This is a genomic window from Mesorhizobium loti CJ3sym, assembly GCF_000472785.1.
Taxonomy (GTDB): Bacteria; Pseudomonadota; Alphaproteobacteria; order Rhizobiales; family Rhizobiaceae; genus Mesorhizobium; species Mesorhizobium loti_E.
On sequence record NZ_AXAL01000001.1, the window covers coordinates 365,161 to 390,387 of the forward strand.

At 62.1% G+C, this 25,227-nt stretch carries 26 protein-coding genes and 1 pseudogene; 11 read left to right on the plus strand and 16 right to left on the minus strand.

Annotated features, from left to right (window positions below; genetic code table 11):
• Positions 1–23: 23 nt before the first annotated feature.
• The 3 genes from A3A9_RS0102055 to A3A9_RS0102065 form a co-directional block, all read right to left on the minus strand.
• The gene (locus tag A3A9_RS0102055; protein ID WP_245278958.1) at positions 24–503 is read right to left on the minus strand and encodes a hypothetical protein; all 480 of its coding nucleotides are present in this window, start codon (positions 501–503) and stop codon (positions 24–26) included.
• 199 nt (positions 504–702) lie between these two features.
• Positions 703–2,016, minus strand: a complete 1,314-nt coding sequence (glyA, locus tag A3A9_RS0102060; RefSeq protein WP_023669349.1) for a serine hydroxymethyltransferase — start codon at positions 2,014–2,016, stop codon at positions 703–705.
• Positions 2,017–2,190: 174 nt separating this feature from the next.
• Complete coding sequence (locus tag A3A9_RS0102065) at positions 2,191–3,834, minus strand: Na+/H+ antiporter (protein ID WP_027057295.1); 1,644 nt, start codon at positions 3,832–3,834, stop codon at positions 2,191–2,193.
• Positions 3,835–4,198: 364 nt separating this feature from the next.
• On the opposite strand from A3A9_RS0102065, the gene A3A9_RS46250 reads away from it, so the two are divergent.
• Positions 4,199–4,924 (plus strand): helix-turn-helix transcriptional regulator, encoded by a 726-nt coding sequence (locus tag A3A9_RS46250; protein WP_027057296.1) that lies wholly within the window; start codon positions 4,199–4,201, stop codon positions 4,922–4,924.
• Positions 4,925–4,985: 61 nt separating this feature from the next.
• On the opposite strand, the gene A3A9_RS0102075 is transcribed toward A3A9_RS46250, so the two are convergent.
• From A3A9_RS0102075 to A3A9_RS0102090, 4 genes are all read right to left on the minus strand, one after another.
• Entirely contained in the window at positions 4,986–6,239 is a 1,254-nt protein-coding gene (locus tag A3A9_RS0102075; protein WP_027057297.1) for a L,D-transpeptidase family protein, read from the minus strand.
• A 337-nt stretch (positions 6,240–6,576) separates the two neighbouring features.
• Positions 6,577–7,092: a transcriptional regulator LdtR gene (gene ldtR, locus A3A9_RS0102080; protein ID WP_013896002.1), complete on the minus strand. Its 516-nt coding sequence runs from the start codon at positions 7,090–7,092 to the stop codon at positions 6,577–6,579.
• A 238-nt stretch (positions 7,093–7,330) separates the two neighbouring features.
• On the minus strand, positions 7,331–7,753 hold the full coding sequence (locus A3A9_RS0102085; RefSeq protein ID WP_027028506.1) for a DUF6163 family protein: 423 nt from the start codon (positions 7,751–7,753) through the stop codon (positions 7,331–7,333).
• Positions 7,750–8,793, minus strand: coding sequence for an enoyl-CoA hydratase/isomerase family protein (locus A3A9_RS0102090; protein ID WP_027057298.1), 1,044 nt, complete (start codon positions 8,791–8,793; stop codon positions 7,750–7,752). The genes A3A9_RS0102085 and A3A9_RS0102090 overlap by 4 nt, the downstream gene beginning before the upstream one ends.
• A 184-nt stretch (positions 8,794–8,977) precedes the next feature.
• Here A3A9_RS0102090 and A3A9_RS0102095 point away from each other — a divergent pair, with 184 nt between their 5' ends.
• On the plus strand, positions 8,978–9,799 hold the full coding sequence (locus A3A9_RS0102095; RefSeq protein WP_027057299.1) for a DUF2066 domain-containing protein: 822 nt from the start codon (positions 8,978–8,980) through the stop codon (positions 9,797–9,799).
• A gap of 125 nt (positions 9,800–9,924) precedes the next feature.
• Entirely contained in the window at positions 9,925–10,956 is a 1,032-nt protein-coding gene (gene hemB, locus A3A9_RS0102100; protein ID WP_027057300.1) for a porphobilinogen synthase, read from the plus strand.
• A gap of 51 nt (positions 10,957–11,007) precedes the next feature.
• Here the strand turns inward: hemB and A3A9_RS0102105 are convergent, their stop codons facing one another.
• Complete coding sequence (locus A3A9_RS0102105; protein WP_051370726.1) at positions 11,008–11,709, minus strand: glutathione S-transferase; 702 nt, start codon at positions 11,707–11,709, stop codon at positions 11,008–11,010.
• Between the two features lie 124 nt (positions 11,710–11,833).
• Between A3A9_RS0102105 and A3A9_RS0102110 the strand changes: the two genes are divergently transcribed.
• From A3A9_RS0102110 to A3A9_RS0102120, 3 genes and pseudogenes are all read left to right on the plus strand, one after another.
• Positions 11,834–13,042: a polyhydroxyalkanoate depolymerase gene (locus A3A9_RS0102110; protein ID WP_027057302.1), complete on the plus strand. Its 1,209-nt coding sequence runs from the start codon at positions 11,834–11,836 to the stop codon at positions 13,040–13,042.
• Positions 13,043–13,299: 257 nt separating this feature from the next.
• A pseudogene (locus tag A3A9_RS41050) lies at positions 13,300–13,842 on the plus strand (glyoxalase superfamily protein).
• A 183-nt stretch (positions 13,843–14,025) separates the two neighbouring features.
• The gene (locus tag A3A9_RS0102120; protein ID WP_027057303.1) at positions 14,026–14,670 is read left to right on the plus strand and encodes a dihydrofolate reductase family protein; all 645 of its coding nucleotides are present in this window, start codon (positions 14,026–14,028) and stop codon (positions 14,668–14,670) included.
• A 48-nt stretch (positions 14,671–14,718) separates the two neighbouring features.
• Here A3A9_RS0102120 and ppk2 read toward each other — a convergent pair whose 3' ends face one another.
• Positions 14,719–15,639, minus strand: a complete 921-nt coding sequence (ppk2, locus tag A3A9_RS0102125) for a polyphosphate kinase 2 (RefSeq protein WP_027057304.1) — start codon at positions 15,637–15,639, stop codon at positions 14,719–14,721.
• Positions 15,640–15,921: 282 nt separating this feature from the next.
• Between ppk2 and A3A9_RS0102130 the strand changes: the two genes are divergently transcribed.
• Entirely contained in the window at positions 15,922–16,965 is a 1,044-nt protein-coding gene (locus tag A3A9_RS0102130; RefSeq protein WP_027057305.1) for an aldo/keto reductase, read from the plus strand.
• 26 nt (positions 16,966–16,991) lie between these two features.
• On the opposite strand, the gene A3A9_RS0102135 is transcribed toward A3A9_RS0102130, so the two are convergent.
• Both A3A9_RS0102135 and A3A9_RS0102140 read right to left on the minus strand, forming a co-directional pair.
• Positions 16,992–17,963 (minus strand): glycosyl transferase family 90, encoded by a 972-nt coding sequence (locus tag A3A9_RS0102135; protein WP_027057306.1) that lies wholly within the window; start codon positions 17,961–17,963, stop codon positions 16,992–16,994.
• A 181-nt stretch (positions 17,964–18,144) separates the two neighbouring features.
• Positions 18,145–19,116 (minus strand): glycosyl transferase family 90, encoded by a 972-nt coding sequence (locus A3A9_RS0102140; protein WP_027057307.1) that lies wholly within the window; start codon positions 19,114–19,116, stop codon positions 18,145–18,147.
• 197 nt (positions 19,117–19,313) lie between these two features.
• On the opposite strand from A3A9_RS0102140, the gene A3A9_RS45065 reads away from it, so the two are divergent.
• A complete protein-coding gene (locus A3A9_RS45065; protein WP_080680689.1) occupies positions 19,314–19,466 on the plus strand; it encodes a hypothetical protein in 153 nt (50 codons plus the stop codon).
• Between the two features lie 54 nt (positions 19,467–19,520).
• Here A3A9_RS45065 and A3A9_RS0102150 read toward each other — a convergent pair whose 3' ends face one another.
• Together A3A9_RS0102150 and A3A9_RS0102155 are read right to left on the minus strand one after the other, a co-directional pair.
• Positions 19,521–19,781 (minus strand): DUF982 domain-containing protein, encoded by a 261-nt coding sequence (locus A3A9_RS0102150; RefSeq protein ID WP_027028494.1) that lies wholly within the window; start codon positions 19,779–19,781, stop codon positions 19,521–19,523.
• Positions 19,782–19,886: 105 nt separating this feature from the next.
• Positions 19,887–20,552, minus strand: coding sequence for a GntR family transcriptional regulator (locus tag A3A9_RS0102155; RefSeq protein WP_027057308.1), 666 nt, complete (start codon positions 20,550–20,552; stop codon positions 19,887–19,889).
• A 117-nt stretch (positions 20,553–20,669) separates the two neighbouring features.
• Between A3A9_RS0102155 and A3A9_RS0102160 the strand changes: the two genes are divergently transcribed.
• Both A3A9_RS0102160 and A3A9_RS0102165 read left to right on the plus strand, forming a co-directional pair.
• Positions 20,670–21,947, plus strand: coding sequence for a multidrug efflux MFS transporter (locus A3A9_RS0102160; protein WP_027057309.1), 1,278 nt, complete (start codon positions 20,670–20,672; stop codon positions 21,945–21,947).
• A gap of 5 nt (positions 21,948–21,952) precedes the next feature.
• Positions 21,953–22,312: a DUF423 domain-containing protein gene (locus A3A9_RS0102165; protein WP_027057310.1), complete on the plus strand. Its 360-nt coding sequence runs from the start codon at positions 21,953–21,955 to the stop codon at positions 22,310–22,312.
• Between the two features lie 21 nt (positions 22,313–22,333).
• On the opposite strand, the gene A3A9_RS45070 is transcribed toward A3A9_RS0102165, so the two are convergent.
• Both A3A9_RS45070 and A3A9_RS45075 read right to left on the minus strand, forming a co-directional pair.
• Positions 22,334–22,483 (minus strand): hypothetical protein, encoded by a 150-nt coding sequence (locus A3A9_RS45070; protein ID WP_082221798.1) that lies wholly within the window; start codon positions 22,481–22,483, stop codon positions 22,334–22,336.
• A 54-nt stretch (positions 22,484–22,537) separates the two neighbouring features.
• Positions 22,538–22,681: a hypothetical protein gene (locus tag A3A9_RS45075; protein ID WP_082221799.1), complete on the minus strand. Its 144-nt coding sequence runs from the start codon at positions 22,679–22,681 to the stop codon at positions 22,538–22,540.
• Between the two features lie 163 nt (positions 22,682–22,844).
• Between A3A9_RS45075 and A3A9_RS0102180 the strand changes: the two genes are divergently transcribed.
• Positions 22,845–23,915 (plus strand): LacI family DNA-binding transcriptional regulator, encoded by a 1,071-nt coding sequence (locus A3A9_RS0102180; protein WP_027057311.1) that lies wholly within the window; start codon positions 22,845–22,847, stop codon positions 23,913–23,915.
• An 8-nt stretch (positions 23,916–23,923) separates the two neighbouring features.
• Here A3A9_RS0102180 and A3A9_RS0102185 read toward each other — a convergent pair whose 3' ends face one another.
• Positions 23,924–25,123 carry an OpgC family protein gene (locus A3A9_RS0102185; RefSeq protein WP_027057312.1) on the minus strand — a complete coding sequence of 400 codons (1,200 nt, stop codon included), beginning with the start codon at positions 25,121–25,123 and terminating at the stop codon, positions 23,924–23,926.
• Positions 25,124–25,227 lie beyond the last annotated feature (104 nt).

The following is a 25,227-nucleotide window of genomic DNA, read 5'->3' on the forward strand; positions in this document are numbered from 1 at the left end:
CTATCCCGATCCGGTCGCCTGCCTCACGGCGCAACGTCTTTGGTTGGAAAGCCGCAGGACGTTCCGAGGTTACGGTAGGCCTTGGTGAAACCGTCCATCGGGATGCTGGCGACAGCCACCTTGCCGAAGGTCACATCGAGCGACGTGACCTGGCGCATGGCGCGCAGCAGCGCGAGACTGGTCTTGGCCTGATTGTCGACCGTCCAGCTGGGGCGGCCGATGACACCTTCGTTGGAATAGATCGTGGCCGAAACCTTGACGCCGGGATCGCCGAACGTCGCCGCGATCTTCTTGCCGGTCGGCAGGGTCCTGTTGTCGACGGTGAACATGACGGCCGGATAGGCATTCGGAGGCAGCGCATCGCCGGTCGAGATCGACAGCGTCAGCGTACCCGAATTGCCACTCGCATCGAAGAATGCCGTCGAAGCCGCGCAGGTCTTGTGTGCATCCTGGCCGGTGTCGAGCGTATCGACCATGGTTGTCCATCTGCCGAAGGTGCTCATGGCCGGCATGTCCGGAGCCGGCTGCGTCTGCGCCGGAGCTGACCCGCAAAAGGCAAGCCAACCGACAACACCAAGTGGGGCAAGACGAAAACCACGCATCATCATTTTCTCCAATTCCATGCGCCACCCGATCAGGGGTGGCGCATCGCCGGCGAATAAAGATGACGCTTGGCGTCCGGTCAACCGAAGATAAGAATGGTCAACCGAGATAAGGATAGAGCGGAAAACGATCGGTCAGCGCCACGACCTTGGCCTTGACCGCTGCCTCGACAGCGGCGTTGCCCTCGTCGGAATTGGCAACCTTGAGGCCGTCCAGCACTTCGGCGATCAGCTTGCCGATCTCGCGGAACTCGGCCTGGCCGAAGCCGCGCGTGGTGCCGGCCGGCGTGCCGAGACGCACGCCCGAGGTGACGAAAGGCTTCTCCGGATCGAAAGGGATGCCGTTCTTGTTGCAGGTGATGTTGGCGCGGCCAAGGGCTGCCTCGGCGCGCTTGCCGGTGGCGTTCTTGGGCCTGAGATCGACCAGCATCAGATGGTTATCGGTACCGCCGGAGACGATGTCGAGGCCCGTCTCTTTCAGGCTCGAAGCCAGCGCCTTGGCGTTGGCGGCGACACTCTCGGCATAGAGCTTGAAGCTTGGCTTCAGCGCCTCGCCGAAGGCGACTGCCTTGGCGGCAATGACATGCATCAGCGGGCCACCCTGCAAGCCGGGGAATACCGCCGAGTTCATCTTCTTGGCGATGTCCTCGTCGTTGCACAGGATCATGCCGCCGCGCGGGCCGCGCAGCGATTTGTGCGTGGTGGTCGTCACCACATGCGCGTGCGGCAGTGGCGAGGGATGCACGCCGCCGGCGACGAGGCCCGCGATATGCGCCATGTCGACCATCAGATAGGCGCCGACCGCATCGGCGATCTCGCGAAAACGCTTCCAGTCCCAGATGCGCGAATAGGCGGTGCCGCCGGCCAGGATCAGCTTCGGCTTGGTCTCATGCGCGGTCTTTTCGATCGCGTCCATGTCGAGCAGATGGTCGTCCTTGCGCACGCCATAGGACACGACCTTGAACCACTTGCCGCTCATGTTGACCGGCGAGCCGTGGGTCAGATGACCACCGGAATTGAGGTCAAGCCCCATGAACGTGTCGCCCGGCTGCAGCAGCGCCAGGAACACCGCCTGGTTCATCTGGCTGCCGGAGTTCGGCTGGACGTTGGCGAAATTGCAGCCAAACAGCTTCTTCGCGCGCTCGATAGCCAGTTCCTCTGCCACGTCGACGAACTGGCAGCCGCCATAGTAGCGCTTGCCCGGATAGCCCTCGGCGTATTTGTTGGTCATGATCGAACCCTGCGCCTCGAGCACGGCGCGGGAAACGATGTTTTCCGATGCGATCAGCTCGATCTCATGGCGCTGGCGGCCAAGCTCGTTGCGAATTGAGCCGAAAATCTCCGGGTCGGCGTCTTCCAGCGTGGTTTCGAAGAAGGATTCGAATTTGTTCGACGCTGCCGCTGCTGTTGCCATGGCCTGAAATCCTCCGGTTCGGGGCAATTTGTTTATGCATATCGTTGCCCCAAAACCGCTGCACACTTTTGGGCGACCTGCATTGCCGCGCCATTAACACAGTTGTTTTCGACCCGCCACGTTTGCGGCGCGAAATTTGCTGGCCGGTTTGCGGCAGAGGCACGCCAGAACCGGCTATTTCCGCTCCTGCCGCCCCCTGAGCAAGGCTTCGGTGAGTGTGATCTCGGTAAACAACGCCCGCGAGGTATGGTCGTTGATCTGGCCACTGCGGACCATGTCGCGCACGGCCGTGCGCTCGGCCTCGATGCCGGCAAGTCGCATTTCGAGCTCCACCCGCCCGGCCTCGCGCGCCTCGGCTCGGGCTTCATCGGAATCGTCGGAGGTGGCGATGCGGCGCCGGTAGCCGGCGACGATGTTTTCGGCGGCGACAAGTTTGGCGCCGGGCACCTCGCCGTCGCCGTCGTCGCTGCCCGCCATGCTCTCGATGCGGGCGATTGCCGCATTGGCAGCGCCGACACGCGCCCGGCGCTCCTCGGCCGCACCGGCATCCTCGCCCGGTTCGACCAGCCCGCGCGCGATCACCGGCAAGGCCAGGCTGGCAATCACCAGGGAACAGATGATGACGCCGGCGGCGAGGAAGATGACCAGGTCGCGCGCGGGAAATGGCGAGCCGTCCTGCAAGGCCAGCGGCAGCGACAATATGCCGGCCAGCGTGATGGCACCGCGCACACCCGCCACCGAACCGGCGAGCCGCACGCGCAGACCGAACGGCTCGACCTCACGCTGGCCGAGCCGTGCGGCGAGCGCCGCCGCGATATCGCCGACCCAGATCCAGACGAAGCGGAGCGCGATCAGGCATAAGGTCAGCGCCACCACGGTCAGCACCGGCTGGATGATCGGATAATGGCCGGTGAGTTCCGGCGGCACCTTGCGGATGATCTCGGGAAGCTGCAGGCCGAGCACGATGAACAGCGCGCCGTTGAAGACGAAGGAAAGCGTCGTCCAGAGCGAGATCGTCTGCATGCGCGCCGAGACGCCGAGGAAACGGAATATGCCGGTACTCCCGGTCAGCAGACCGGCGGTCACCGCAGCCAGGATGCCCGAGGCCCCGAAGTGCTCGGCGCCGAGATAGGCAATGAAGGGAAGCAGGATGGTGATCAGCACTTGCGCCTCGGCCGGAACGCCGCCGATGCGGTTCAAGAGTTGCAGCGCCTTGGCGGCAACGAACAATGCCGCCACGCCGGCCAGGATGCCGACCGCCACGGCGTAGAGAAAATTCAGCGAGGCGGCGGCGAACGAGAAACTACCCGTCAATGCCGCAGCAACGGCAAAGCGGAACATCACCAGACCCGACGCATCGTTGAGCAGCGACTCGCCCTCCAGAATGTGCATCAGCCGTGCCGGAACGACATTCCTGTCGACGATCGAGGAAACGGCCACCGCATCGGTCGGCGACAGCACTGCGGCAAGTGCGAACGCAACGACCAGCGGAATGCTCGGCACCAGCCAGTGCAAGGCATAGCCGAAGCCGACGATGGTGAAGAAGACGAGACCGATGGCAAGGTCGAGGATCGGCCCGCGCAATGCCATCAGCTCGCGTTTGGGCGCGCCAAAAGCGTCGCTGAACAGCAGCGGCGGAATGAACACCAGCAGGAACAGTTCCGGATCGATCTCGACATGAATCCCGCGCACCGGCCAGGCAAGAGCGGCACCTATCGCGATCTGCAGCACCGGCAGCGGCACCCGCACCAGCCGCACCAGCGCGCCGGAAACGGCAACGAAGATGAGCACGACGAGAATGAAGATTGCAGTTTGCATGGCCCGATTCCGGCTGGTTGCCGGACCATGCGCAATCATCGCTCTTGCGTCCAGCCGCACAGGCGCAACGCTTGACCGATTCAGTAAAGGCCGGCATCCGGCGTCAGCGCAAGGCTGCCAACGGGGCACCGGGGCCGGCCCCACGCCGGACCCGGAGGGTCGGCATGCGTAGGCGCGAGAAAGAAACGTGCGCGGCTCCAAGCGGATCAGACCACCGGAACCGGGCACCGCGCCTTTCTGGATATTCGATGACGTCGTCGCATCAACCTCTCGATAGTGGGAGGTTGACAGATCGGCCCAGCCATCTTGCGGCGTGGAGCGACCCATGCGACCTTATATTATGGCGTGCTAAACAGGGCGACCGATGCTGTCACGGATCATGGTCCATGCCGAACCGGCCTTCGCTTCGAAAACAGCGGAGCAGGCAAGCGCCGCATATTTCGCGGCGATGGAGACCTTTGGCGCTTCCTATCTGCAGACCCGCCTCTACCGGAGACCGTCCGCGACGCTGACCTCGGCCAGCCATTGGGCGGCCGGCGGCTTCATCACGCGGCTGGCGCCGGCGAACTGGCCGGGCAGCCCGGCATTCGACTATGTCTGTTTCGAGTGCAACCCGCTGCTGGGCGCGATCCGGGAAAGCCGTACGCGCTACCGTTTCTCCGACTTTGCCCCGCGCGACGGCGCGCAATTCGGCGTCTATTGGGAGGCGCTCAGCGAGGCCGGGATCAATGACGCGCTGTGCTCCACCTCCTATGGCGCCGACGGCGCCATAGCCTCGCTGCATCTCGGCTTCCACGAACGCGACTTCACGGCAGACGAGAGTTTTGCCATCCAGATGGCCGGCCTCGTGCTAACCGAACGGCTGATGAGCCTGACAATACCACCGCCGGCCGCCACCGTTCGGCTGACGGTGCGCGAGCGCGACAGCCTGGCGCTGGTCGCCGAGGGCAAGACGGATTGGGAAATCTCGGTCATTCTCGGCATTGCCGAAGCGACGGTGCGCTTCCATGTCGACAATGCCAAGCGCAAGCTCGGCGCAGTCAACCGCGCGCAAGCAGTGGCGCGGCTGGTCAACCAGCGGCTTATTTAACCTCTTCCGCCAACAAAAAGGCGACCCTTCGGGTCGCCTTTTCCGCAAAACTATCAGGCGCTTAGAGCGAAGAGGTGATCTGCAGCTCGCTGGCACCATCCAACGCGTAGACGTCGTCGCGGAACTGGACGACGCCGGGTCCGGTCGACCAGGCCGACAGATAGAGGAAGTGCACCGGCACCGGGTTGGTGACCTGGATCGGCGTGTTCTCGCCGGTCTTGATCGCCGCCTCGAAATGCTGGCGGTCCCAGCCGGGCGTGTCGCGCAGGATCCACGTGACGAGGTCGCGCACGTTCTGGACGCGCACGCAGCCCGAGGAATCAAAGCGCAACATCTTGCCGAACAGGCTCTGCTGCGGCGTGTCGTGCATGTAGACGCCATCAGGGCTCGGGAAATTGATCTTGACCGACGCCATGGCGTTTTCCGAACCGGGATCCTGGCGGAACCGGTACTTGGCGGCGTCGTCGGTCGACCAGTCCACGTTCATCGGATCGACTTCGCTGCCATCCGGCGCGAACAGGCGGATATGGCTGTTCTTAAGATAATTGGGATCCTTCCGCATCAGCGGAATGATGTCCTTGCGCACGATCGAGACCGGCGCGTTCCAGTACGGATTGACGATGATCTCGTTGATCTTGGAATTGACGATCGGCGTCTGGCGATCGATCTTGCCGACGATCGCGGTGTGGCGAAGCACGACGCGGTCGTTCTCGACCGCTTCGACCTGCGCCGCCGGAATGTCGACGAGCACATAGCGGCTGCCCAGCGTGCCGGCCTTCTCCTTCAGCCGCTGCAGATTGGTCTGCAACTGGCCAAGCCGGATCTGCGCCGAAACGTTCATGGCGGCGTAAGTGTATTTGCCCATCGAGCCGTCAGCGGGCAGGCCATGGCGCAGCTGGAAGCGCTTGACCGCCGAGTCGACATAGGAGTCGAAGGCCGTCGAAATGCCGGCGCTCTGCGACAGGTCGCCTGCAATCATCAGGCGCTTGCGCAGCGGCACCACATCCGGGTCATCGACGCCTAGTTGCAGTTTCTTGGTCGCGGGAACGTCTACCCAGCCGCCCTGCCCGACGATGTTCTGATATTGCGCGACCGCCTGCTCCGTGAACGCAACGGTCTGCGTGCTGAAGATCGGCAGCGTCGAGGCCACCTTGCCGCCTTCGCTGGCACGGGCGTCGAACTGGTCGTCCCAATTGCCGCGCGCGGAGGATTTCAGGATATCCCCGATCACATCCTGCGCATTCGCACGGCCGGCCACCATGGCGGCGGCGATTGCGGAGGCTCCGGACAGGAAAAGACGGCGGCTGGTTTTCATGGACGTTCCAGACATTCTTGTAGCATTCGATCAAGGGGCGATCTTGCCCGCACTCTAGAGTTGGCAATCTTAACAATTAGCCAACCATGTCCGTATCTGACGGGCCTCAAACGCGCGAGGCTCGATACAGGTTCCAGGTGAACACACGGCCTTGACCGCAGCATCACCGGCACCCTCGGTTCCATTGGAATATGGCGGCAACGTGGCCTTGGCCCGCAATTTGCTTCGGCCGTCCGCTCGAAAAGAAAAGACCGGTGCTTTTCGGCACCGGTCCTGACTGAAGGTCGCTGTTTCGGCCGCGCTTCTGTGGCGCGGGCCAGATCTGATGCGGATGGTCTTACATCCGGTATGCAATGGTGTCGTTCCAGAAGCGGTCGAGCCGCTGCAAGGCGCGGTTCATCTGCTTGAACTCGTCGGTGTTGATGCCGCCGACCTGTTCAATCGAGCCGACATGGCGCTCATAGAGACCGGCGACCACATCAGCCACTTCGTTGCCTTTCGGCGTTAGCGAAACGCGGACCGAACGGCGGTCGATACGCGAGCGCTGGTGATTGATGAAGCCGAGATCGACCAGCTTCTTCAGATTGTAGGACACGTTCGAGCCGAGATAGTAGCCACGCGAGCGCAGCTCGCCGGCGGTCAGTTCGGAATTGCCGATGTTGAAGAGCAGCAGCGCCTGGATGGCATTGATGTCGGAACGGCCGTTGCGGTCGAATTCGTCCTTGATCACGTCAAGCAGACGGCGGTGCAGCCGCTCGACGAGCTGCAGCGATTCCATGTACAGGGAACGGATAGCCTCGCGGCGATCGTCGGAAACGTTGGCGGTCTTCGCCGCCGGACGCGAATTGATCATTGTCTTTGCCTCTCGTTTGTCGCCCTGGTGATTTTTTGTTTTTCACCTTGATCGCGACACTATCGAATACTCATAAAATTCGACTTAAACGCTAGGGCTAACAAGAGCTTACCGGTAAGAGGTTTCGGAAGAGGCTTAACGAACGGTCACCCGAGCAAGGATAATTAACCTAAAGGCTTAGGCAGTCCTCGCGGGGCTGAAATCCGGCGTTTGCCAAGTCGTCAATGGCGTCAACGGCTTAGTGCCGAACGGGGCGTTTCTGCAGCCAGATGACGACGCGAAAGACGATGTAGAGCAGCGCCACCGCCGCATGCGAGACGACGATCAGCAGCCGATGGCCGAAAAGCTCGGGAAAACCGGCATACATGACGGTCTCGGTGACCGCGCAGATGAACCAGATCACCGGCCCCCAGGAGGCCAGCATCCACAGCCCAGCCGCGGCAAAGGGGAAAAACACGGCGAGCATCACTGCCGCCACCTGCCAGTGCACGGGCATCAGGTCGAAGCGCCAGAGCGAACCCGGGTAGAAGCCGATCAGCTTGATCCAGTACAGGATGCCGAACAACAGGCAGTAGCCCGCGATGACACGCTGGAACCAGGCGAAGATCACCTCGACCGTCGAGGGCTGCAGCACGATGCGTCTCGACGTCACCTCGCTCACAGTTCGAGCTCCCGTTCATCGAGCGGGGCGAAATAGGCATCGATATCGGCCGCGCTCACCGCATCAAGCTTCGCCGGCCGCCATTGCGGCGTCGAGCCCTTGTCGATGATGGCGGCACGGATGCCTTCGTAGAAATCATGGCCGGCGAGCATGCGGTTGAGAATGCGGAACTCCATCTTCATGCAGTCGTCCATCGACAGCGTCTGGCCGGCGCCGATCTCGCGCCAGGCGACGTGAAGGCTGGTCGGCGAGCGGCTTCTCATCATTGCCAGTGTCTTCTCGGCAAAGGCATCGCCGCCGGCTGCGTCCTCAAGGCTGGCGATGATGCCGGCAAGCGTGCCTTGTGAAAAATGGCGTGCGATCGAATCCAGATCCTGCCGTTCCGTCTCGCGTTTGGCCGGAACGAAGAAATCGCGCAACTCGGCGTTCGGGTCATTGCTGGTTGCCAGTTCGTCGAGCAGCCCGGCCTGGTCGGCGGCCTTGATCGTGTGCGTGGCAAGGCCAGACCACAGCGCATCGCCATAACGGATACGCGCTCCCGTGAGCCCGAGATACATGCCGAAACTGCCGCCGAGATCCGGAAGCAGGTGGCTGGAGCCGACGTCAGGGAAGAAGCCGATGCCGACCTCGGGCATGGCGAACTGCGCATTCTCGGTCATTACGCGGTGCGAGCCATGGAAGGAAATGCCGACGCCGCCGCCCATCACGATGCCATCGATCAGTGCGACATAGGGTTTCTTAAAGCGCGCGACGCGGGCGTTGAGCCTGTATTCATCGGCGAAGAAATCGACCGGCGCCTTGCCGGCACGGCCAGCCTCGTAGACCTGCAGGATATCGCCGCCGGCGGAAAACGCCCGGCCCTCGGCCTTGACGACGACGACGTTGATGCTCGCGTCCTCTTCCCAGGCTTCGAGCGCCTTGCCGAGCGCGTTGACCATGTTGTGCGTGATGGCATTGAGCGCCTTCGGCCGCGTCAGCGTGACGACGCCGGCCCGGCCCAGCCGCTCGAAGCGGATCTCGTCGCCGCCGCCAAAATCCATCGCCAGAGAATCCCTCCCCCGCGCCTGCGGGACTGAAGTGCTAAAGGCGACGCATGGGTGCGTCAATGGCAGCAGTCTGTTCCCGCGGTCTTGGCGGACGGCCGTAGCCGATGCTACGAAGGTCGCCGCCGCTGCAAGCGGCGCGCCGATATTGCGCACTGATGGCCTCGGAGGGCAGTTGGCCATGGCCGGATTTCTTCGCCACGCGCTTTTGACGGTCGGGCTTGTGATCGTCGGCCTTGCACCGCTTGCTGCATTCGCCATCACGCCAGACGACCTCTACCAGTCGCGGACCATCGTCACCGGCCAGGGCGAAGAGAACCGCCAGATCGGCTTCAAGGACTGCCTGGACCGGGTTCTGGTCAGGGTTTCGGGCGATCAGCGGCTGCTTCAGAAGCCCGGAATGGTGGATCTGCGCGACAAGGCTGGCAGCTTCGTCGATTCCTTCCGCTACCACGACCGGTTGGAAGGCATCCCCATCCATGACGAGCAAGGCACGCATGACCGGCCACACGATCTCACCTGCCTCTACAAGCCTGATGTGATCGACAAGGTGCTGACGTCGCTCGACAGCAAGCCGTGGCTCGGCGAGCGGCCGACGCTTACCGTCCTCCTCGCCACCGAACAGGGCGCCCGGCATTTCGTGCTGACCGCCGACGAAGGGCGTGGCGAGACAATGCGCGAATCTTTCGCCAATGCCACCGGGCCACTGTTGATGCATGTCGCATTTCCGAAGGCCGCGCAGCTGGCGGAGTTGGGCGAAGACGTGCTGCGCACCGCCGACATGGCAAGGCTGGATCGGCTGGCCAAACAGGCCGGCGGGTCCCAAGCGCTCGTCGGCAGCATCGTATGGAGCGACAAGGAGCTTGGCTGGATCGCCGATTGGCGACTGGCCGATCATGGCAAGACCTATCGCTGGCAGGTGCGTGGCGTCAGCTTCGACGAGGCGTTCCGTGTGGCAATCGGAGGCGCGGCGCAGATTCTTTCGGGGAACGGGCAGCCCTGACCGGATAGACATGGGTGACAGCGCTCCTGGCGCCCCGTGGCAGCTTCGCCCCCTGGCACAATCGTGTCGCATTGGTCTGCGGCAAGAGCTCGTGGTAAAAGCCGCGCGAGAAACGAGTTATGGCCATGAACAAATTCACCCCAACCAAGCCAGCCGGCGCGCGCAGCGTTGACGACATCACCGGCAGCCGCCGGCTGCGCCGCATGCGCAAGGCCGACTGGTCGCGCCGCATGGTGCAGGAGAACCGGCTTACGGTCGACGATTTGATCTGGCCGATCTTCGTCGTCGAGGGCAAGAATATTCGCGAGCCGATCGCCGCCATGCCCGGCGTCTTCCGCCTGTCGCTCGATCTTGCCGTCAAGGAGGCTGAACGCGCGGCCAAGCTCGGCATTCCGGCCCTTGCCACCTTCCCTAACGTCGAGCTGGCCTTACGTGACCAGACCGGTTCGCACATCCTCGATCCGGAAAACATCATCAACCGTGCGACCCGCGCCATAAAGGACGCGGTGCCTGAGATCGGCATCATCACCGATGCCGCGCTCGACCCGTTCACCAGTCACGGCCATGATGGCATTTTGCGCGACGGCATCATCGTCAACGACGAAACCGTGGAGCAGGTTGCGGCGGCAGCCGTCATCCAGGCCGCGGCCGGTGCCGACATCATCGCGCCGTCCGACATGATGGACGGCCGCATCGGCGCCATCCGCGACGCGCTCGACGCCAACGGTTTTCAGGACGTGGCGATCATGTCCTACGCAACCAAGTTCGCCTCGGCCTTCTATGGCCCCTATCGCGAGGCAGTCGGCACCGCTGGTCTGCTGAAGGGCGACAAGAAGACCTATTACATCGACCACGCCAATTCGGACGAGGCAGTGCGCGAGGCCGAGCAGGACATCGCCGAGGGCGCCGACATGCTGATGGTCAAGCCCGGCCTGCCCTATCTCGACATCATCCGCCGGCTGAAGGATGAGTTCCAGATGCCGACCTTCGCCTACCAGGTGTCGGGCGAATATTCGATGATCAAGGCGGCGGGCGCCAATGGCTGGATCGATGGCGAGAAGGCAATGCTGGAATCGCTGCTCGCCTTCAAGCGTGCCGGCTGCGACGGCATCCTGACCTATTTCGCGCCCGAAGTGGCGCAGATGCTGAAGGGCTAGCAGCGCCCTTATACAGCGCGAGCCTCGTTCAGCGACGACCCGGTTGGCGCCTCAAAACTCCACGTCCAGTTCGATCATGTCCTCGGGCTCGGCCAAGGCGTCTTGCGTCCATTCCTGCATCAGCGGCCAAGCGAAGATGGTGTCGCAATAGGCGGTGAGCGGCGCTTCGAGTTCGACGGCATAGGTGCGGAAACGGGTACAGACAGGCGCGTACATCGCGTCGGCCACTGTCGGCGACGCGCCGAACAGCCAGGGACCGCCATAGGCCTCGAGGCATTCGGACCAGATCGTCTTGATCCGCTCCACATCCGGGCGCGCGCCGGAAAAGATCTTGAAGCTCTTGTGCCGGGCTTTCAGGCTCATCGGCAGCGCCGAGCGCAAATTGTGAAAGCCTGAATGCATCTCGCCTGATACCGCACGGCAATGCGCGCGCGCCACGCGGTCGGCCGGCAGCAGGCCGGCATCCGGCATGGTCTCGGCCAGATATTCGGCGATCGCCAGCGTGTCCCACACCGTCACCCGGTCATGGGTCAGACGCGGCACCAGGACCGACGGCGACAGCAACAGCAATTCCTGCCGCTGTTCGGGATCATCGATGTCGACACGTTTTTCCTCGAACTCCAGCCCGGCCATGCGGCACAGCAGCCAGCCGCGCAGCGACCAGGACGAATAGTTCTTCGACGAGATCGTCAACGTCGCTTTGGCCGCGGGCGCGTTGGCCCGCGAGAGTTTACTCCCTAGCGCCTTGCTCATGTCGTCTTTGTCATCCCGCCGACCCTCCGAGCCCTTTGCCGGCAACAATCCTCTCGCAATGCACAAAATTTTGCACTAGTTATTTTGCACTGCCGCATGACTGCCTCGGAACGGGACGCATTCGATGCTGTACCAGGCCTATCAGCTACAGGACGATCTCATCGCGCCAACGCGCTTTTTCGCCGATCTCATGCGCTCGACGATGGGCAGCCTGCTTTCAAGCGACGGCGTGAAACAACGCCTGGCGGCCGGGCTGGAGATGATTGCCCGCTTCAAGCTCACCCATGTGCGACCGGGTTTCGATATCGGTACCGTCAAAGTGGGCAATCGCGACGTGCCGGTCGGCGTCGAGACGGCGCTCGACCTGCCATTCGGCAAACTTTTGCGCTTCACCAAGGATATGGATACGCGCCAGCAACGGGTGATGGTGATCGCACCGCTGTCGGGCCATTTCTCGACGCTGCTGCGCGGCACGGTGGCAACGCTTCTGGCCGACCACGAAGTCTATGTCACCGACTGGGCCAATGCCCGCGACGTGCCGCTTTCGGCCGGCCGCTTCGGAGTGGACGATTATGTCGACTACATCATTCGCTTCCTGGAGACGATCGGTCCGGGTGCGCATATCCTTGCTGTCTGCCAACCTTGCGTTCAGGCGCTTGCCGCTGTCGCCATCATGTCCGAGGACGGCCATCCGGCGACACCGCGATCAATGACGTTGATGGCGGGGCCGATCGATCCGCGCGAAAGTCCGACCAAGGTCAATGAATTTGCCGTCAGCAAGTCGCTTGCCTGGTTCCAGAATTCGGTCATCTCGCATGTACCCTCGCGCCATGCCGGCGGCGGACGCAGGGTCTATCCCGGCTTTCTCCAACTTGCGGCGTTCATGGCTATGAACATGGATCGCCACAACAAGGCCCACCGCAAACTGCACGATCATCTGGCGGCCGGCGAGACCGCCGAGGCCGAGAAGATCAAGACTTTCTATGACGAGTATCTGGCGGTGCTCGACCTCACCGAGGAATTCTATCTCGAAACCATAGATCGCGTGTTCCAGAAAGCTGAACTGGCCACCGGGACATACACTTTCCGTGGCAGCCTGGTCGACCCGGGTGCTATCCGCAACACAGCGCTGCTTACCGTCGAAGGCGGTCGCGACGATATCTGCGCACTCGGCCAGACCTCGGCCGCGCATGAATTGTGCCGGTCACTGCGTCCGCATCTCAAACGCCATCACCTGCAAGCCAATGTCGGCCACTACGGCGTCTTCAACGGCAAGCGTTGGGAGCGCGAAATCTATCCTGTCGTGCGAAATCTCATCCTGTCGATGGAATAGTTTTCGCCCCTTGGCACGTGGCCTTTACGACAAAGAGCGTGCCACATTCCGCAAATCCAACCGATTTTTTGCGCTGACAAGATTAGCGTGACCCGGCTATGATGGCGGCACGGCCGGAGGCGGCCGGCAGCCCGCGCCCTGCAAAAAGGTATGGCGAACGCCTCCAGAGGATGCTTCCTGACCCGTTTCACCGTCAGGCGAAGGCTTCGGCAATGCGGGCACTGATGCAGACTTCGCCGTGACCCGAGGAAACGGACATGCTTGCCTATCATGATGCCAAGACCATGGCGAAAGCCATGCGGGAGGCGCTTGCCGCCCGCGACCTGACAATCAGCCACAGCGAGGCCCTGGAGATCGTTGCGCGCCAGTTTGGACTGGCGACCTGGAATATCCTGTCGGCGAAGATCGAAGCGCCACCCACCAGACAAGAGACGATCATCTTCGAGCGGACAGCACCGATCGTGCGCATCTTCGACGTTGCCAAAGCGCACGAATTCTATCTCGGCTATCTCGGTTTCACCGTGGACTGGGAGCACCGCTACGGCGACAACTTCCCGCTTTACACATAGGTCTCGCGCGGCAAACTTGTCCTGCACCTGTCCGAACATGCCGGCGACGCGACGCCGGGCGGCAACATGGTTGTGTACATGAAAGGTATCAGCGACTTCCACCGGGAGCTTGCGGCCAAGGACTACCGCTACATGAAGCCCGGCATGGAACAGGAAGAAGGACGGCTGACGGTCGAGGTCATCGATCCGTTCAGCAACCATATCCGCTTCATGGAACTCATTGGGGAATAGCCTGATATTGCGTCTGCTCCGGCGGCCACCAGTGGCTACCCTAGCGCATCGCTACGAAACATTGCGGACGTCATTTGGTGACGGTGTCAGGACGTGTCTGCATCGTGAGGACCACCGCTTGCGACCTGCAATCGGTTTGCTACAACAAAACCGATTGCAGACATAATTGGTTAGGAGGCCTTCATGTCCAAGCTGCGTGTCAACGCGTTCACCCTGTCGCTCGACGGTTATGGCGCCGGTCCCGATCAGGATTTGGAGAATCCGCTCGGCGTCGGTGGGAAAGCGTTGCACAAATGGGCCTTCACGACCCGCACCTTCCGCAAGATGTTCGGCGAGGAAGGCGGCGCCTCCGGCGTCGACGAGGATTTCGCGGCGCGCAGCTTCGAAAATGTCGGCGCCTGGATCCTGGGGCGCAACATGTTCGGCCCGATCCGCGGCCCCTGGAAGGACGAAAGCTGGAAGGGTTGGTGGGGCGACAATCCGCCCTATCACGTGCCGGTCTTCGTGCTGACGCACCATGCGCGTGAGCCTGTCGTCATGGAAGGCGGCACTACCTTTTACTTCGTGACCGAGGGCATCCATTCGGCACTTGAGCAAGCGAAGGCTGCGGCTGATGGCAAGGATGTACGCGTTGGTGGCGGCGTCGCGACGATCAGGCAATACCTGCAGGAGAAACTTCTCGACGAGATGCATCTCGCGATCTCGCCTGTGCTGCTCGGCGGCGGCGAAAACCTTCTGGCAGGCCTCGGCCTGCCGAAGCTCGGCTACCAATGCAGTGAACAGGTTGCCTCGCCGCACGCGATGCATGTGGTCATCAGTCGGACATAGCCATGACAAAAGGGACGCCAGCCTGAGAGACGGCGCCCCTTTCCAGGCTCAATACTTCTCCGGCACGTAAAGCTCGCGCGGCAGGACCTGGCGCTCGTATTCTGGATTGAACACGCGCTCCGGCAGCGTGATCTCCTCGTGCGGCACCTCTTCATACGGCAGCTGCTTGAGCAGATGATCGATGCAGTTCAGCCGCGCGCGCTTCTTGTCGTTGCCCTCGACGATGAACCAGGGCGCCTCGGGAATGTTGGTGCGGGCGAAGGTTTCTTCCTTGGCCTTGGTGTACTGCTCCCAGCGCACACGCGACTGCAGATCCATCGGCGACAGCTTCCACTGCTTCATCGGGTCGTGGATGCGCATCAGGAAGCGCATCTGCTGCTCCTCGTCGGTGATCGAGAACCAGTACTTCACGACAGTGATGCCCGAGCGCACCAGCATGCGCTCGAATTCCGGCACGTCGCGGAAGAATTCCTCGACCTGACCGGGCTCCGCAAACCCCATCACGCGTTCAACGCCGGAGCGGTTGTACCAGGAGCGGTCGAACAGCACGATCTCGCCGCCTGCCGGCAGATGCGGGACATAGCGCTGGAAGTACCATTGCGACTTTTCGCGTTCGGTCGGCGCCGGCAGTGCCACGACACGGGCGATGCGCGGATTGAGCCGCTGGGTGATGCGCTTGATGACGCCGCCCTTGCCGGCGGAATCGCGGCCCTCGAAAATCACCACCAGCTTCTTCTTGTGATAGGCGACCCAGGATTGGAGCTTGATCAATTCGGACTGCAAGCCGATCAAATCGCGAAAATATTGCATGCGGTCGATCGAAGGCGGATGCGAGTTCTTGTAGATCTTGGCGATCTCCATCGACAGCGCCGGCTCCGACATTTCGAGCTCATAATCTTCGTCGAGCGTGTCGGCGAGTTCGGCCTCAAGCCAATCCTTGGCAGGAGAATTCTGTTTTAGCTCGGTCATATCAGCTGCTCCGCTTACAAGCCCTGTCGGTTCCCGTACGGCGCCCCCAATTGCTGGCCAGCGGCCTGGAATGGAAACACCTTAGCCGAATTCAATATAGGCCGGCAGTGACGGTTTTATTGCAGCCCAGGCGCGATTGCTGCGCCTGCGGATTCCACGATGTGCGATCGATCCACCATCTTTGCATGGCGACAAACCGGCCGAATTGTCCTACAAATCCCCGGTCGCATTCCGGGCTGCCCTTTCGCGGCGCCCCAATTCAACATAATCGCGAGGACTGACATGGAATACCGCACCCTTGGCCGTTCCGGCCTTAAGGTTTCGACACTGACCCTGGGCACCATGACCTTCGGCGGAGCCGGCCCCTTCGCCGCAGTCGGCAACAGCGATCTTACCGAAGCCAAGCGGATGATCGACATGTGCATCGACGCCGGCATCAACCTCATCGACACCGCCAATGTCTATTCGAACGGCTTGTCGGAGGAGATCATCGGCGAAGCGCTCGGCGGCAAGCGCAAGGGCGACGTGCTGATCGCCTCCAAGGCACGCATGCGGATCGGCAGCGGGCCCAACGACGAGGGCCTGTCGCGCTATCACCTGATCCGCGAGTGCGAAAGAAGCCTGAAGCGGCTGAAGACCGACGTCATCGACATCTATTTCGTCCACCAGTGGGACGGGCTTACCCCGCTCGAGGAAACGGTCGCCGCGCTCGACACTTTGGTCAGCCAGGGCAAGGTGCGCTATATCGGCTGCTCCAACTATTCCGGCTGGCAGGTGATGAAGGCGCTCTCCATCAGCGACAGCCGTCACCAGCCGCGCTTCGTCACCCAGCAGATCCACTACACGCTGGAGGCACGGGAAGCCGAGTATGAGTTGTTGCCGATCTCGGTCGACCAGGGGCTGGGCGTGCTGGTCTGGAGCCCACTCGCCGGCGGATTGCTGTCCGGCAAATATCATCGCGACAGCCCAACCGCGAGGCAGCTCGCCGGCTGGTCGGAGCCGCCGATCCGCGACGAGGAACGGCTCTGGCGGATCGTCGATGTGCTTGTCGAGATCGGCAAGGTTCGCGGTGTATCGGCGGCGCAGGTGGCCCTTGCCTGGCTGCTGAGCCGCCCTGCCATCTCCTCGCTGGTGATCGGCGCGCGCAACGATGCGCAGCTCAAGGACAATCTCGCAGCCGCAAGCCTGGTACTCTCGGGCGAAGAACGCGAACGCCTGGACGCGGTCAGCCGACCGCCCCTGCTCTACCCCTACTGGCACCAGCAGCTGACGGTGAAGGATCGTTTTGGCGCCGCCGATCTCGTGATCGACCGGAGCGGCGTGTAGCATGCGGGCCTCGACAGCGTCGGCCGCTATCCCGCTATGTAACGCCAGATTTCGGCGTCTGGGATAATCTGGCCGCTGAGGACGAAGTACTTGTAGAGCGCGAGCAGCGAGATCGCCTGCTCGGACCATTCATTGGAGAATTTGCGGCAGTAAGCGTTGGCCGCGGCAACGATGCGTTCGGCCGCGGCCGGGTGCTTTTCGAAATAGCTGACCTTATCAGTGAGATCGGCGAAATCCGGATCGAGTGGTACGTAGTGGACATTGGCTTCGAGCTGGCTCTCCGCAAACCACGTCTCGTAGGTCGGCGGCGGCATGAGACAGAGCGAGTTCGAATTCATGATCCATTTGAGATTTGTCGCCACATCATTGCCTTCGAGCGAGACGATGTAGCGGTAGCGCAAGTGCTGACTGATGCTGAGAAAGGGCTTGCTGTACTGAGCCGGTGCATCTCGCTTGTGTGCACCAGCATCGCAGAACGGCAAGTCGCGTACAGCGTCTAGAAAGCGCGTCCTGATCGGATTGTTGAGGTCGCCGCGCCAGACCACTGCCGGAAGCTTGTCGGCGAACGCGATGGCGTCCGCAGGCATGTGGAAGTGCCGGAACTTGTTGAACTTCATGATGAGGGCATTGCCATTGTCGGCGTGGATCGGCCGGTTCTTGACGAATGACGGGACCTTGGGCACGTCGATGACGTCGCCAAATTCCAGGTCGAGGCGCAATCCGGGGTCGAAGTAGCGGGCAAACTCCTTCAGGTCGTAATAGTACATGCTGCGTGTCGACGGCAGATTGTCGACACGCACAGCGTCCGGGCTGGGTGAGAAGGTATCCTGCAGCTTGTTGTAATAATTCAGCCGCCGGCGCACGGTCTCGTCCGACTGGGCCGCTTTTTCGAGGCGGTCCGTCAATCGTCGTCGAAAGAACGCCTGGGGGGCGATGTCGCGCATCACGTTTCGCGCGTAGTAGAAGAGTTTTGCCGTCGTTCGCTGGATGCTGGCCATAAGTCACTGTGATTGGGACAAACGCCACTAAACAAATGGCAGCCCTAATTGTTCCCGCAAGGCCACTGGGTCACCGCGCATATGATATTAGACATCGCTAAGAAATCATCAAGGCGAAATGCTGGCTACGATGGCTTCGGCGCAGCGCCCGATAGCGCTGGACGAAATCCGGCGGGCGACCTCAGCCCGAAATGTAGCGCCAGACCTCGGCATCCGGTTTGATCTGGCCGCTCAGCACGAAATATTTGTAGAGCACGAGCAAGGAGATCGCCTGTTCGGCCGGTTCGTTGTCGAATGTCCGGCAATAGGCGTTCGCGGCCGCGATGATGCGCTCGGCCTTTGCCGGATGCCTTTCGAAAAAGGCCACATGTTCCGCAAGGTCGGAGAAATCAGCCGCAAGCGGTACATAATGCACATTCGCCTCGAGCTGCCGCTCCGCAAACCACGTCTCGTAGGTCGGCGGTGGCATAAGGCAGAGCGACTTCGAGTTCATGATCCATTTCAGATTGGTCGCCACGTCATTGCCCTCTAGCGAGACGATGTAGCGGTAGCGCTGGTGCTGGCTGATGCTGAGAAAGGGCTTGGCGTATTCGGCCGGCGCGTTCGGCTTGTGCGAGCCAGCATCGCAGAACGGCAGGTCGCGCACCGCGTTCAGAAACCGTTTCCTGATCGGATTGTTGAGATCGCCGCGCCAGACCACGGCCGGGAGCTTGTCGGCGAACGAGATGGGGTCAGCCGGCATCTGGAAGTGACGGAACTTGTCGAGCTTCATGATGACCGCGTTCTTGTCGTCGTCACGGATCGGCCGGTCCTTGACGACCGTCGGCACCTTGGGCACACGCCTGACATCGCCGAACTCCACGTCGATGAGCAATCCGGGATCGAAGTAGCGGGCAAATTCCTTGAGGTCGTAATAATACATGGTCGGCGTGAAGGGCAGCTTGCTGATGGGCACGGCGTTGACGCTGGGCGCAAAACCGTCCTGCAGCTTGTTGTAGTAGTTCAACCGCTGGCGCGCGGCCTCATCACAAAGCCTGGCCTTTTCTAGGCGAACGGCCAGTCTGCGGCGAAACAGGGATTGCGGAATGATATCGCGCGCAACGTTTCGCGCATAATAGAAAACCCTTGCCGACGTTCGCGCAATTGAGGCCATGGTTCACTTGATCAAAACAAAACGGGCAGCTGTCAATACGCTGGCGCCCCGCGTTTCCTACATCATTATGGCAACGATCTGGCAAGCCCCTGCCGATCTCTGATGCTGCGCACGGACACTGTCGCTTCAGCTGTTGTGTTTGATGGCTAATGCTCCTAGGCAGGATCAGAGCCGCAAGGCGATGAAAAGGAGCCGATATGGCGCGAGCACCAAACTACGATCAGGAACGCAAGGAACGCGACCGGCAGAAGGCCGCGAAGAAGGCCGAAAAGCTGGCGGCCAAGGTTGCCGCGCGCGACCGTTCGAAGCCTGAGGGCGAGATCGAAAGCGAAAACGAAACTGCCGAATGACGGCAAAAGGCCCGCACATGCGGGCCTTGCCTCAATCCTGACCGTCGCCCTGCGTCAGGCGGGGGCCTTGTCGCTGACAAAGACGTCCACTTCACGCGCCGCGGCGATAAAGGCGCGCCTGGCATTCATGGCCGGCTTGTCGCCGGCCAGCGCGTCATGACAGGCCTGCAGTGCTGCGCGATGCTTGGGACTGCGCTTGCCGGGCCAGCTGTTGAGGAGGTAATCGGAAGCCTCCCGGGCCGTGCGCAAGAGCTGAGTGCTTCCCGCCGTGACGGACTTGACGGTCACGGGTGTTTCAAATCGGTTGTTTTCCATCGCCGCTCTTACGCCATCGGCATCCGCGAAGCGAGGCCGAAAGTGCGCTTCGCGTCAAGACGCCGCCTCTTTTGCCAGGCGAGCGCCCTGCCCGTACAGGCAGCGCTAAGCAGCGACGACAGCAAAGCCCCTGGCGCGAAGACCGCGCCGATCGTTGGCGAGCGATGTCACCAGCCGGTCGCGGCTGCCGACGATGTGGGTTGAAAGCCGGCGCGCCGCTTCATCGGCATCGCCAAGGCGCGTTGCCGCCAGAATGGCACGATGTTCGGCCCAGGCGCGGCCAAGGGCTGCTTCATCACGCACCTCCAGCCACCGGGCGCGCGACAGGCGCGTCATGGCATCGCGCACCGCCTTGAACAGGAATTCGTTGCCGGACAGGCGCGCCAGCTCGATGTGAAAATCCATGCCGACGCGATGCCATTCCTCCCGCGCAGTGTTTTCATCGCAGGAATCGAGCATCGCCTCGATGACGTCGATGGCGTTGCCGTCGGCGTGCATGCATGTCAGCCGCAGGGCCGCGACCTCAACCGCTTCGCGATAGACCGCGATCTGCTCCAGCTCTGCAAGGTTGATGGGCGACACCGTCCAGCCGCGCCCGTCCCGGCCGACCAGCCCCTCGGTCTCCAGGCGCAGCAGCGCTGCCCTGACCGGTGTGCGCGAAGCGCCGAAGCGGCCTTCGATCCAGCGCTCGGTCAGTTTCTCGCCCGGGCCGATCTCGAGTCCCAGAATCATCTCGCGCAACTGTCGTTCGACATTCTGCATCTGCGACATTGCGAAGCCCTTTTCCGAGGCCGCATTGACAGCAGCCGGCTTGAAGTTCATTACGGATACCGGTTTGGTATCCCAAAATGGTATCCGCAACAAGCGTTGATATCGGGCAGGCAGGACATGGCACAAGAAGACACGCAACAGAGCGGTTACAAAATCCACTGGCGGCGCAATCTCGCCGTTTGTTTCGCGGGCTCGTTCAGCACGCTCATTGCCATGACGCTGCTGTTGCCTTTCCTGCCGCTCTATGTCGAACAGCTTGGCGCGCAAGGCCATGCGGCCATCGTCCAGTGGTCCGGCATCGCCTATGGCGCCACCTTCTTCGCCGCGGCCCTGGTTGCGCCGCTCTGGGGGCGGCTGGGCGACCGCTACGGCCGCAAGGTGATGCTGGTGCGCGCCAGCTTCGGCATGGCGATCTGCATGTCGCTGACGGGTATGGTCGAGACGGTCTGGCAACTGGTGCTGTTGCGCCTGCTGATCGGTTTTGCCGGCGGCTATTCGTCGGGGTCGACCATATTGGTGGCCATGCAAACGCCGAAGGATCGTTCAGGCTGGGCGCTTGGCGTCCTGTCGGCAGGGATCACGGCGGGTTCGCTGGTCGGCCCCCTGCTCGGCGGCGCGCTGCCGCCGGTGATCGGCATTCGCGCCACCTTCCTATTGTCTGGCGGCGTCATCTTCCTTGCTTTCTTGGCAACGACCTTCCTGATCAAGGAGAACCCGCGCCCGAAGCCGGCCAAAGCGGTGTCGACAGCAAAGCCGAAAAGCGGCTGGTCGCAGATCCCCGACAAGCGGCCGGTCATTGCCATGCTGGTAACCGGCATGCTCCTCGCCTTTGCCAATATGTCAATCGAGCCGATCATCACCGTCTATGTGCAGCAACTCATCGAGAACCAGAGCCGGGTGACGATGGTCGCCGGCGTGGTGATGTCGGCGGCAGCGCTCGGCACCATCCTGTCGGCATCCTGGCTCGGCAAGCTTGCGGATCGCGTCGGCCACTGGAACGTCGTCGTCGGAGCCCTGGCCGTCTCGGCCCTGCTGCTCATTCCGCAAGCCTTCGTCACCAACAGCTGGCAGTTGATCGGGCTGCGCTTTCTGATGGGGCTGGCGCTGGGTGGCCTGCTGCCCTGCATCACCAGCGTCATCCGCCACAACATCCCGGACGGCGTCGGCGGCAATGTGCTTGGCCTGGCGATCTCGGCCCAGTATGTCGGGCAGGTTGCGGGACCATTGACCGGCGGCTTCGTCGGCGGGCATTTCGGCATGCCTGCGGTGTTTCTCGGCACATCGGTGCTGATGGCCGGTGGCGCCGTCTACAACTGGATTGTCCAGTCGCGGCGCACGCGGCATATGGCACTGGAAGCAAGTGAGTCTGAGAGGCTCCGGGCAATAGGGAGCTAGCCGATATGAATTCCGCCGAACCCAGCCGTATCCTTGTGTTTGCCGGCGGCCTCGTCGGCGCGGCGGGCGTGGCGCTGTCGGCGGCCGCCGCACACCGCGGCGGTGCCTTCACCGGCACGGCCGCGTCGTTTCTGTTGATGCACGCGCCGGTCTTTCTCGCGGTGGGCCTCATCGGCGCCAATCGCTGCCTGCGGATTGCGAGCCTCGTCCTGCTTGTCGGTCTCGTGCTTTTCGCGGGCGATCTTCTCGCCCGCGATTTCCTGGGATCGAGACTGTTTCCGATGTCGGCGCCGATCGGAGGCACCCTGCTCATCGTCGGCTGGCTGGGGATAGCCATCTCTGCCCTGGCACGTCCGCGTTCTTAGACCAAGCCCAATCGGTTGGGATCAGTCCCGGGAACGTTCGGCGCGGACCCAAAGATCGCGATTGCGCGCGGCCGGCTTCGTCAGGCGCCGCATCTCCGGCCGCTCAGTGGCCGGCGCGATACCCCAGTAGTTGCGATAGATATCCTCGAACAGATGCTTGATGGGATGCATGATCTTTCCTCTTGAATTGAATCGATCCAATCAATCAGCAAAAAACTGCGCCGATCAGTTCCGCTCGCGCGTCACCAGCAGACGAAGGTCGGGAATCGATAGGCCGGATCTGCCCCGGCGCTCGGAGCTGTTGGCGCCCGATCCGATGCTCCAGTCGTTGCGATAGGTGTCTTCGAATAGATAATTGACGGGATGCATGACGCACCTCCCCTGGTTCATTGAGCAGAGCAAATGCGCCGCATTGGATCGATTCAAACATAATATCTCGACAATCCCAGGTCAAGCAATATTTGAATCGATCCAACGAAAGTGCTAGATGCAAATCTGGAACATGCTAAATGCATGTCAGGAGGCACGCACAATGGCGTCACCAGGCAATCCAAGACCCGTCCGGCTGGCCGACATCGCCAAGGCCGCCGGTGTCTCGCATGGCACCGCATCCAATGTCTTCAGCCGTCCCGAGATCGTACGCGAGGAAGTCCGCGAACGGGTCAAGGCGGCGGCCGAGGCCATGGGCTATGGCGGGCCGGATCCCAAGGGTCGGCTGTTGCGGGCCGGCAAGGTCAATGCCATTGGTGTCGCCACCGCCGAACCCCTCTCCTACTTCTTCGACGATCCCTTTGCTCGCGTCATGATGGCAGGCATCTCGCAGGCCTGCGACGCGACAGGGGCCGGCATCTCGCTCGTTTCGGCCGCCAACAACGAACAGCTCGCCTGGAACATCCAGAGCGCGCTGGTCGACGGCTTCATCGTCTTCTGCATCGAAGGCGGCTCCCGGCTGGTGCAACTGGCACGTGAGCGCAAATTGCCTTTCGTGGCGCTCGATCTCGCTTCCGAGGATGGGTCGGTCGCGACAATCGGCATCGATAATGTCGCTGGTGCCGCCATGGCGGCACGCCATCTCACCGACCTTGGACACCGCCGCTTTGCCGTGCTGGCGTTGGAGTTTGTCGACGGCAGGACGGGCCTTGTTTCGCCCGATCAGGCTCAGAACGCGGTTTATGCGGGAACGCGAGACCGCCTCACCGGCTACTTCCAGGAGCTGTCGCGGGTCGGCGTCGACACGACCAGAGTGCCGATCTACGCGACCGCCAACGATGTGGCGAGCACGAAGTCGGCGCTCGAGACCATATTCGGCACGGCCGAACCCCCGACGGCGATCCTGGCGATGTCGGACAGAATGGCCCTGGTGGCGCTTGAATGGCTAAGCGCGCGCAAGCTGAACGTCCCCAATGACGTCTCGATCGTCGGGTTCGATGGCGTTCCGGAAGCTGCGGTATCCGAGCCGCCATTGACCACCGTGGCCCAGCCGATTGCCGAGATGGGCCGTCTCGCCGTCAAGGCGATCCTGGACAACGACGGCACGACAAATCGCCGGCAGCTGCCGGTCGAACTGATCGTGCGGGCTTCGTCGGCTCCGCCACGCGGCTGAACTATCCCTCAGCGATTGGCCCTTGCCACCCCGGAGACGCCGAAAGGCGCGCGAACCAGCGTGGCATCCTTTTGCGTCGTATGGACCTTGCCCGAGCCGCCGATGGTCGACAGCCATTCGAGATAGAAGGCGAGCGCGAATTGCAGGGCGATGCCGGCTGACAGCAACAAGCTGTCATAGGCAAGTCCGCCCGGATTGATCAGCCTCATCACCTGCGCGACCATGGCGATCACCGTACCGGCAATGAAAACCGGCAGCGAGCGCTTGCCCATTATCGCCAGCGGATGGTCCGGGCTGGTGCGGAACAGGTTCGACAGCGCCGGTAAGGCGACAATGAGATAGCTGACCGCCAGGATGTGCACCAGCCGCGGCAGCGACAGGAACGTCTTGTCGAAGCCGCCAATGACCACGGGCAGCTTGAACCAAGTTATCTGTCCCCACAGCGGGCTGTGCACCCAGACCAGCGCCGTCAGCACATAGGTCGCGGCCGCGCCCACCAGCCAACGGTTGGCCGGAATGACGCCGCCGCGCCTGACATGCAGCATGGCGGCCAAACCGATGTTGAACAGGAACTGCCAGGACAAAGGGTTGAGGAACCAGAAGCCGGGCTCGGGATAGTTGGGCGGGGCGATCTGCCAGATACCGGCGGCGAGCCACAGCGCACCGGACGCGACAAGGGCGGCGACAGGCCTGTAGCTGATCAGCAGGACGAAGACCGGTGCCATCAAAAGCAGCGCGGCATAGACCGGCAGGATGTTGTTGTAGCCGAGCTGATGGCCAAGCGTGACGATGCCGACCAGCACTTCGGGCGTGTTCTTCATCAGCGGCTCGATGTTGATCAGCTTTAGCAGTTCCGGCCGTTTGGTGAAGACGGCCACCGTGCAGAACAAGGCAATCACCACCATCGTCGTGACGATATGGGCGACATAGAGCATGCCTGCCCGCCGCCACATCTTCAGGGTCGCGAGCAGCCGGCCACCTGGCCGGAACTTGGTGCCATAGGCGAGCGCGACCGAGATGCCGGAAATCAGCACGAACGCTTCCGCCGCGTCCGAAAAGCCGAAATTCTTGTAAGTTAGATTTTCAAAGGCCGTGCCCGGCACGTGGTCGATGAAAATGATGATGAGCGCGAGCGCACGCAGCACATCGATACGCGTATCGCGATCCGAGATACGAGTGTCGCGCTCCGGCGAAACGGGGGTAGTCATCGACAAAAGGCCTCAAAGCTAGTCATTCATTGGGCAATGCGACCCCCGACGCACCGCTTCGATTCCTCCTGCGAGGGAATATATCGGCGCAGAAACGGGCGGAA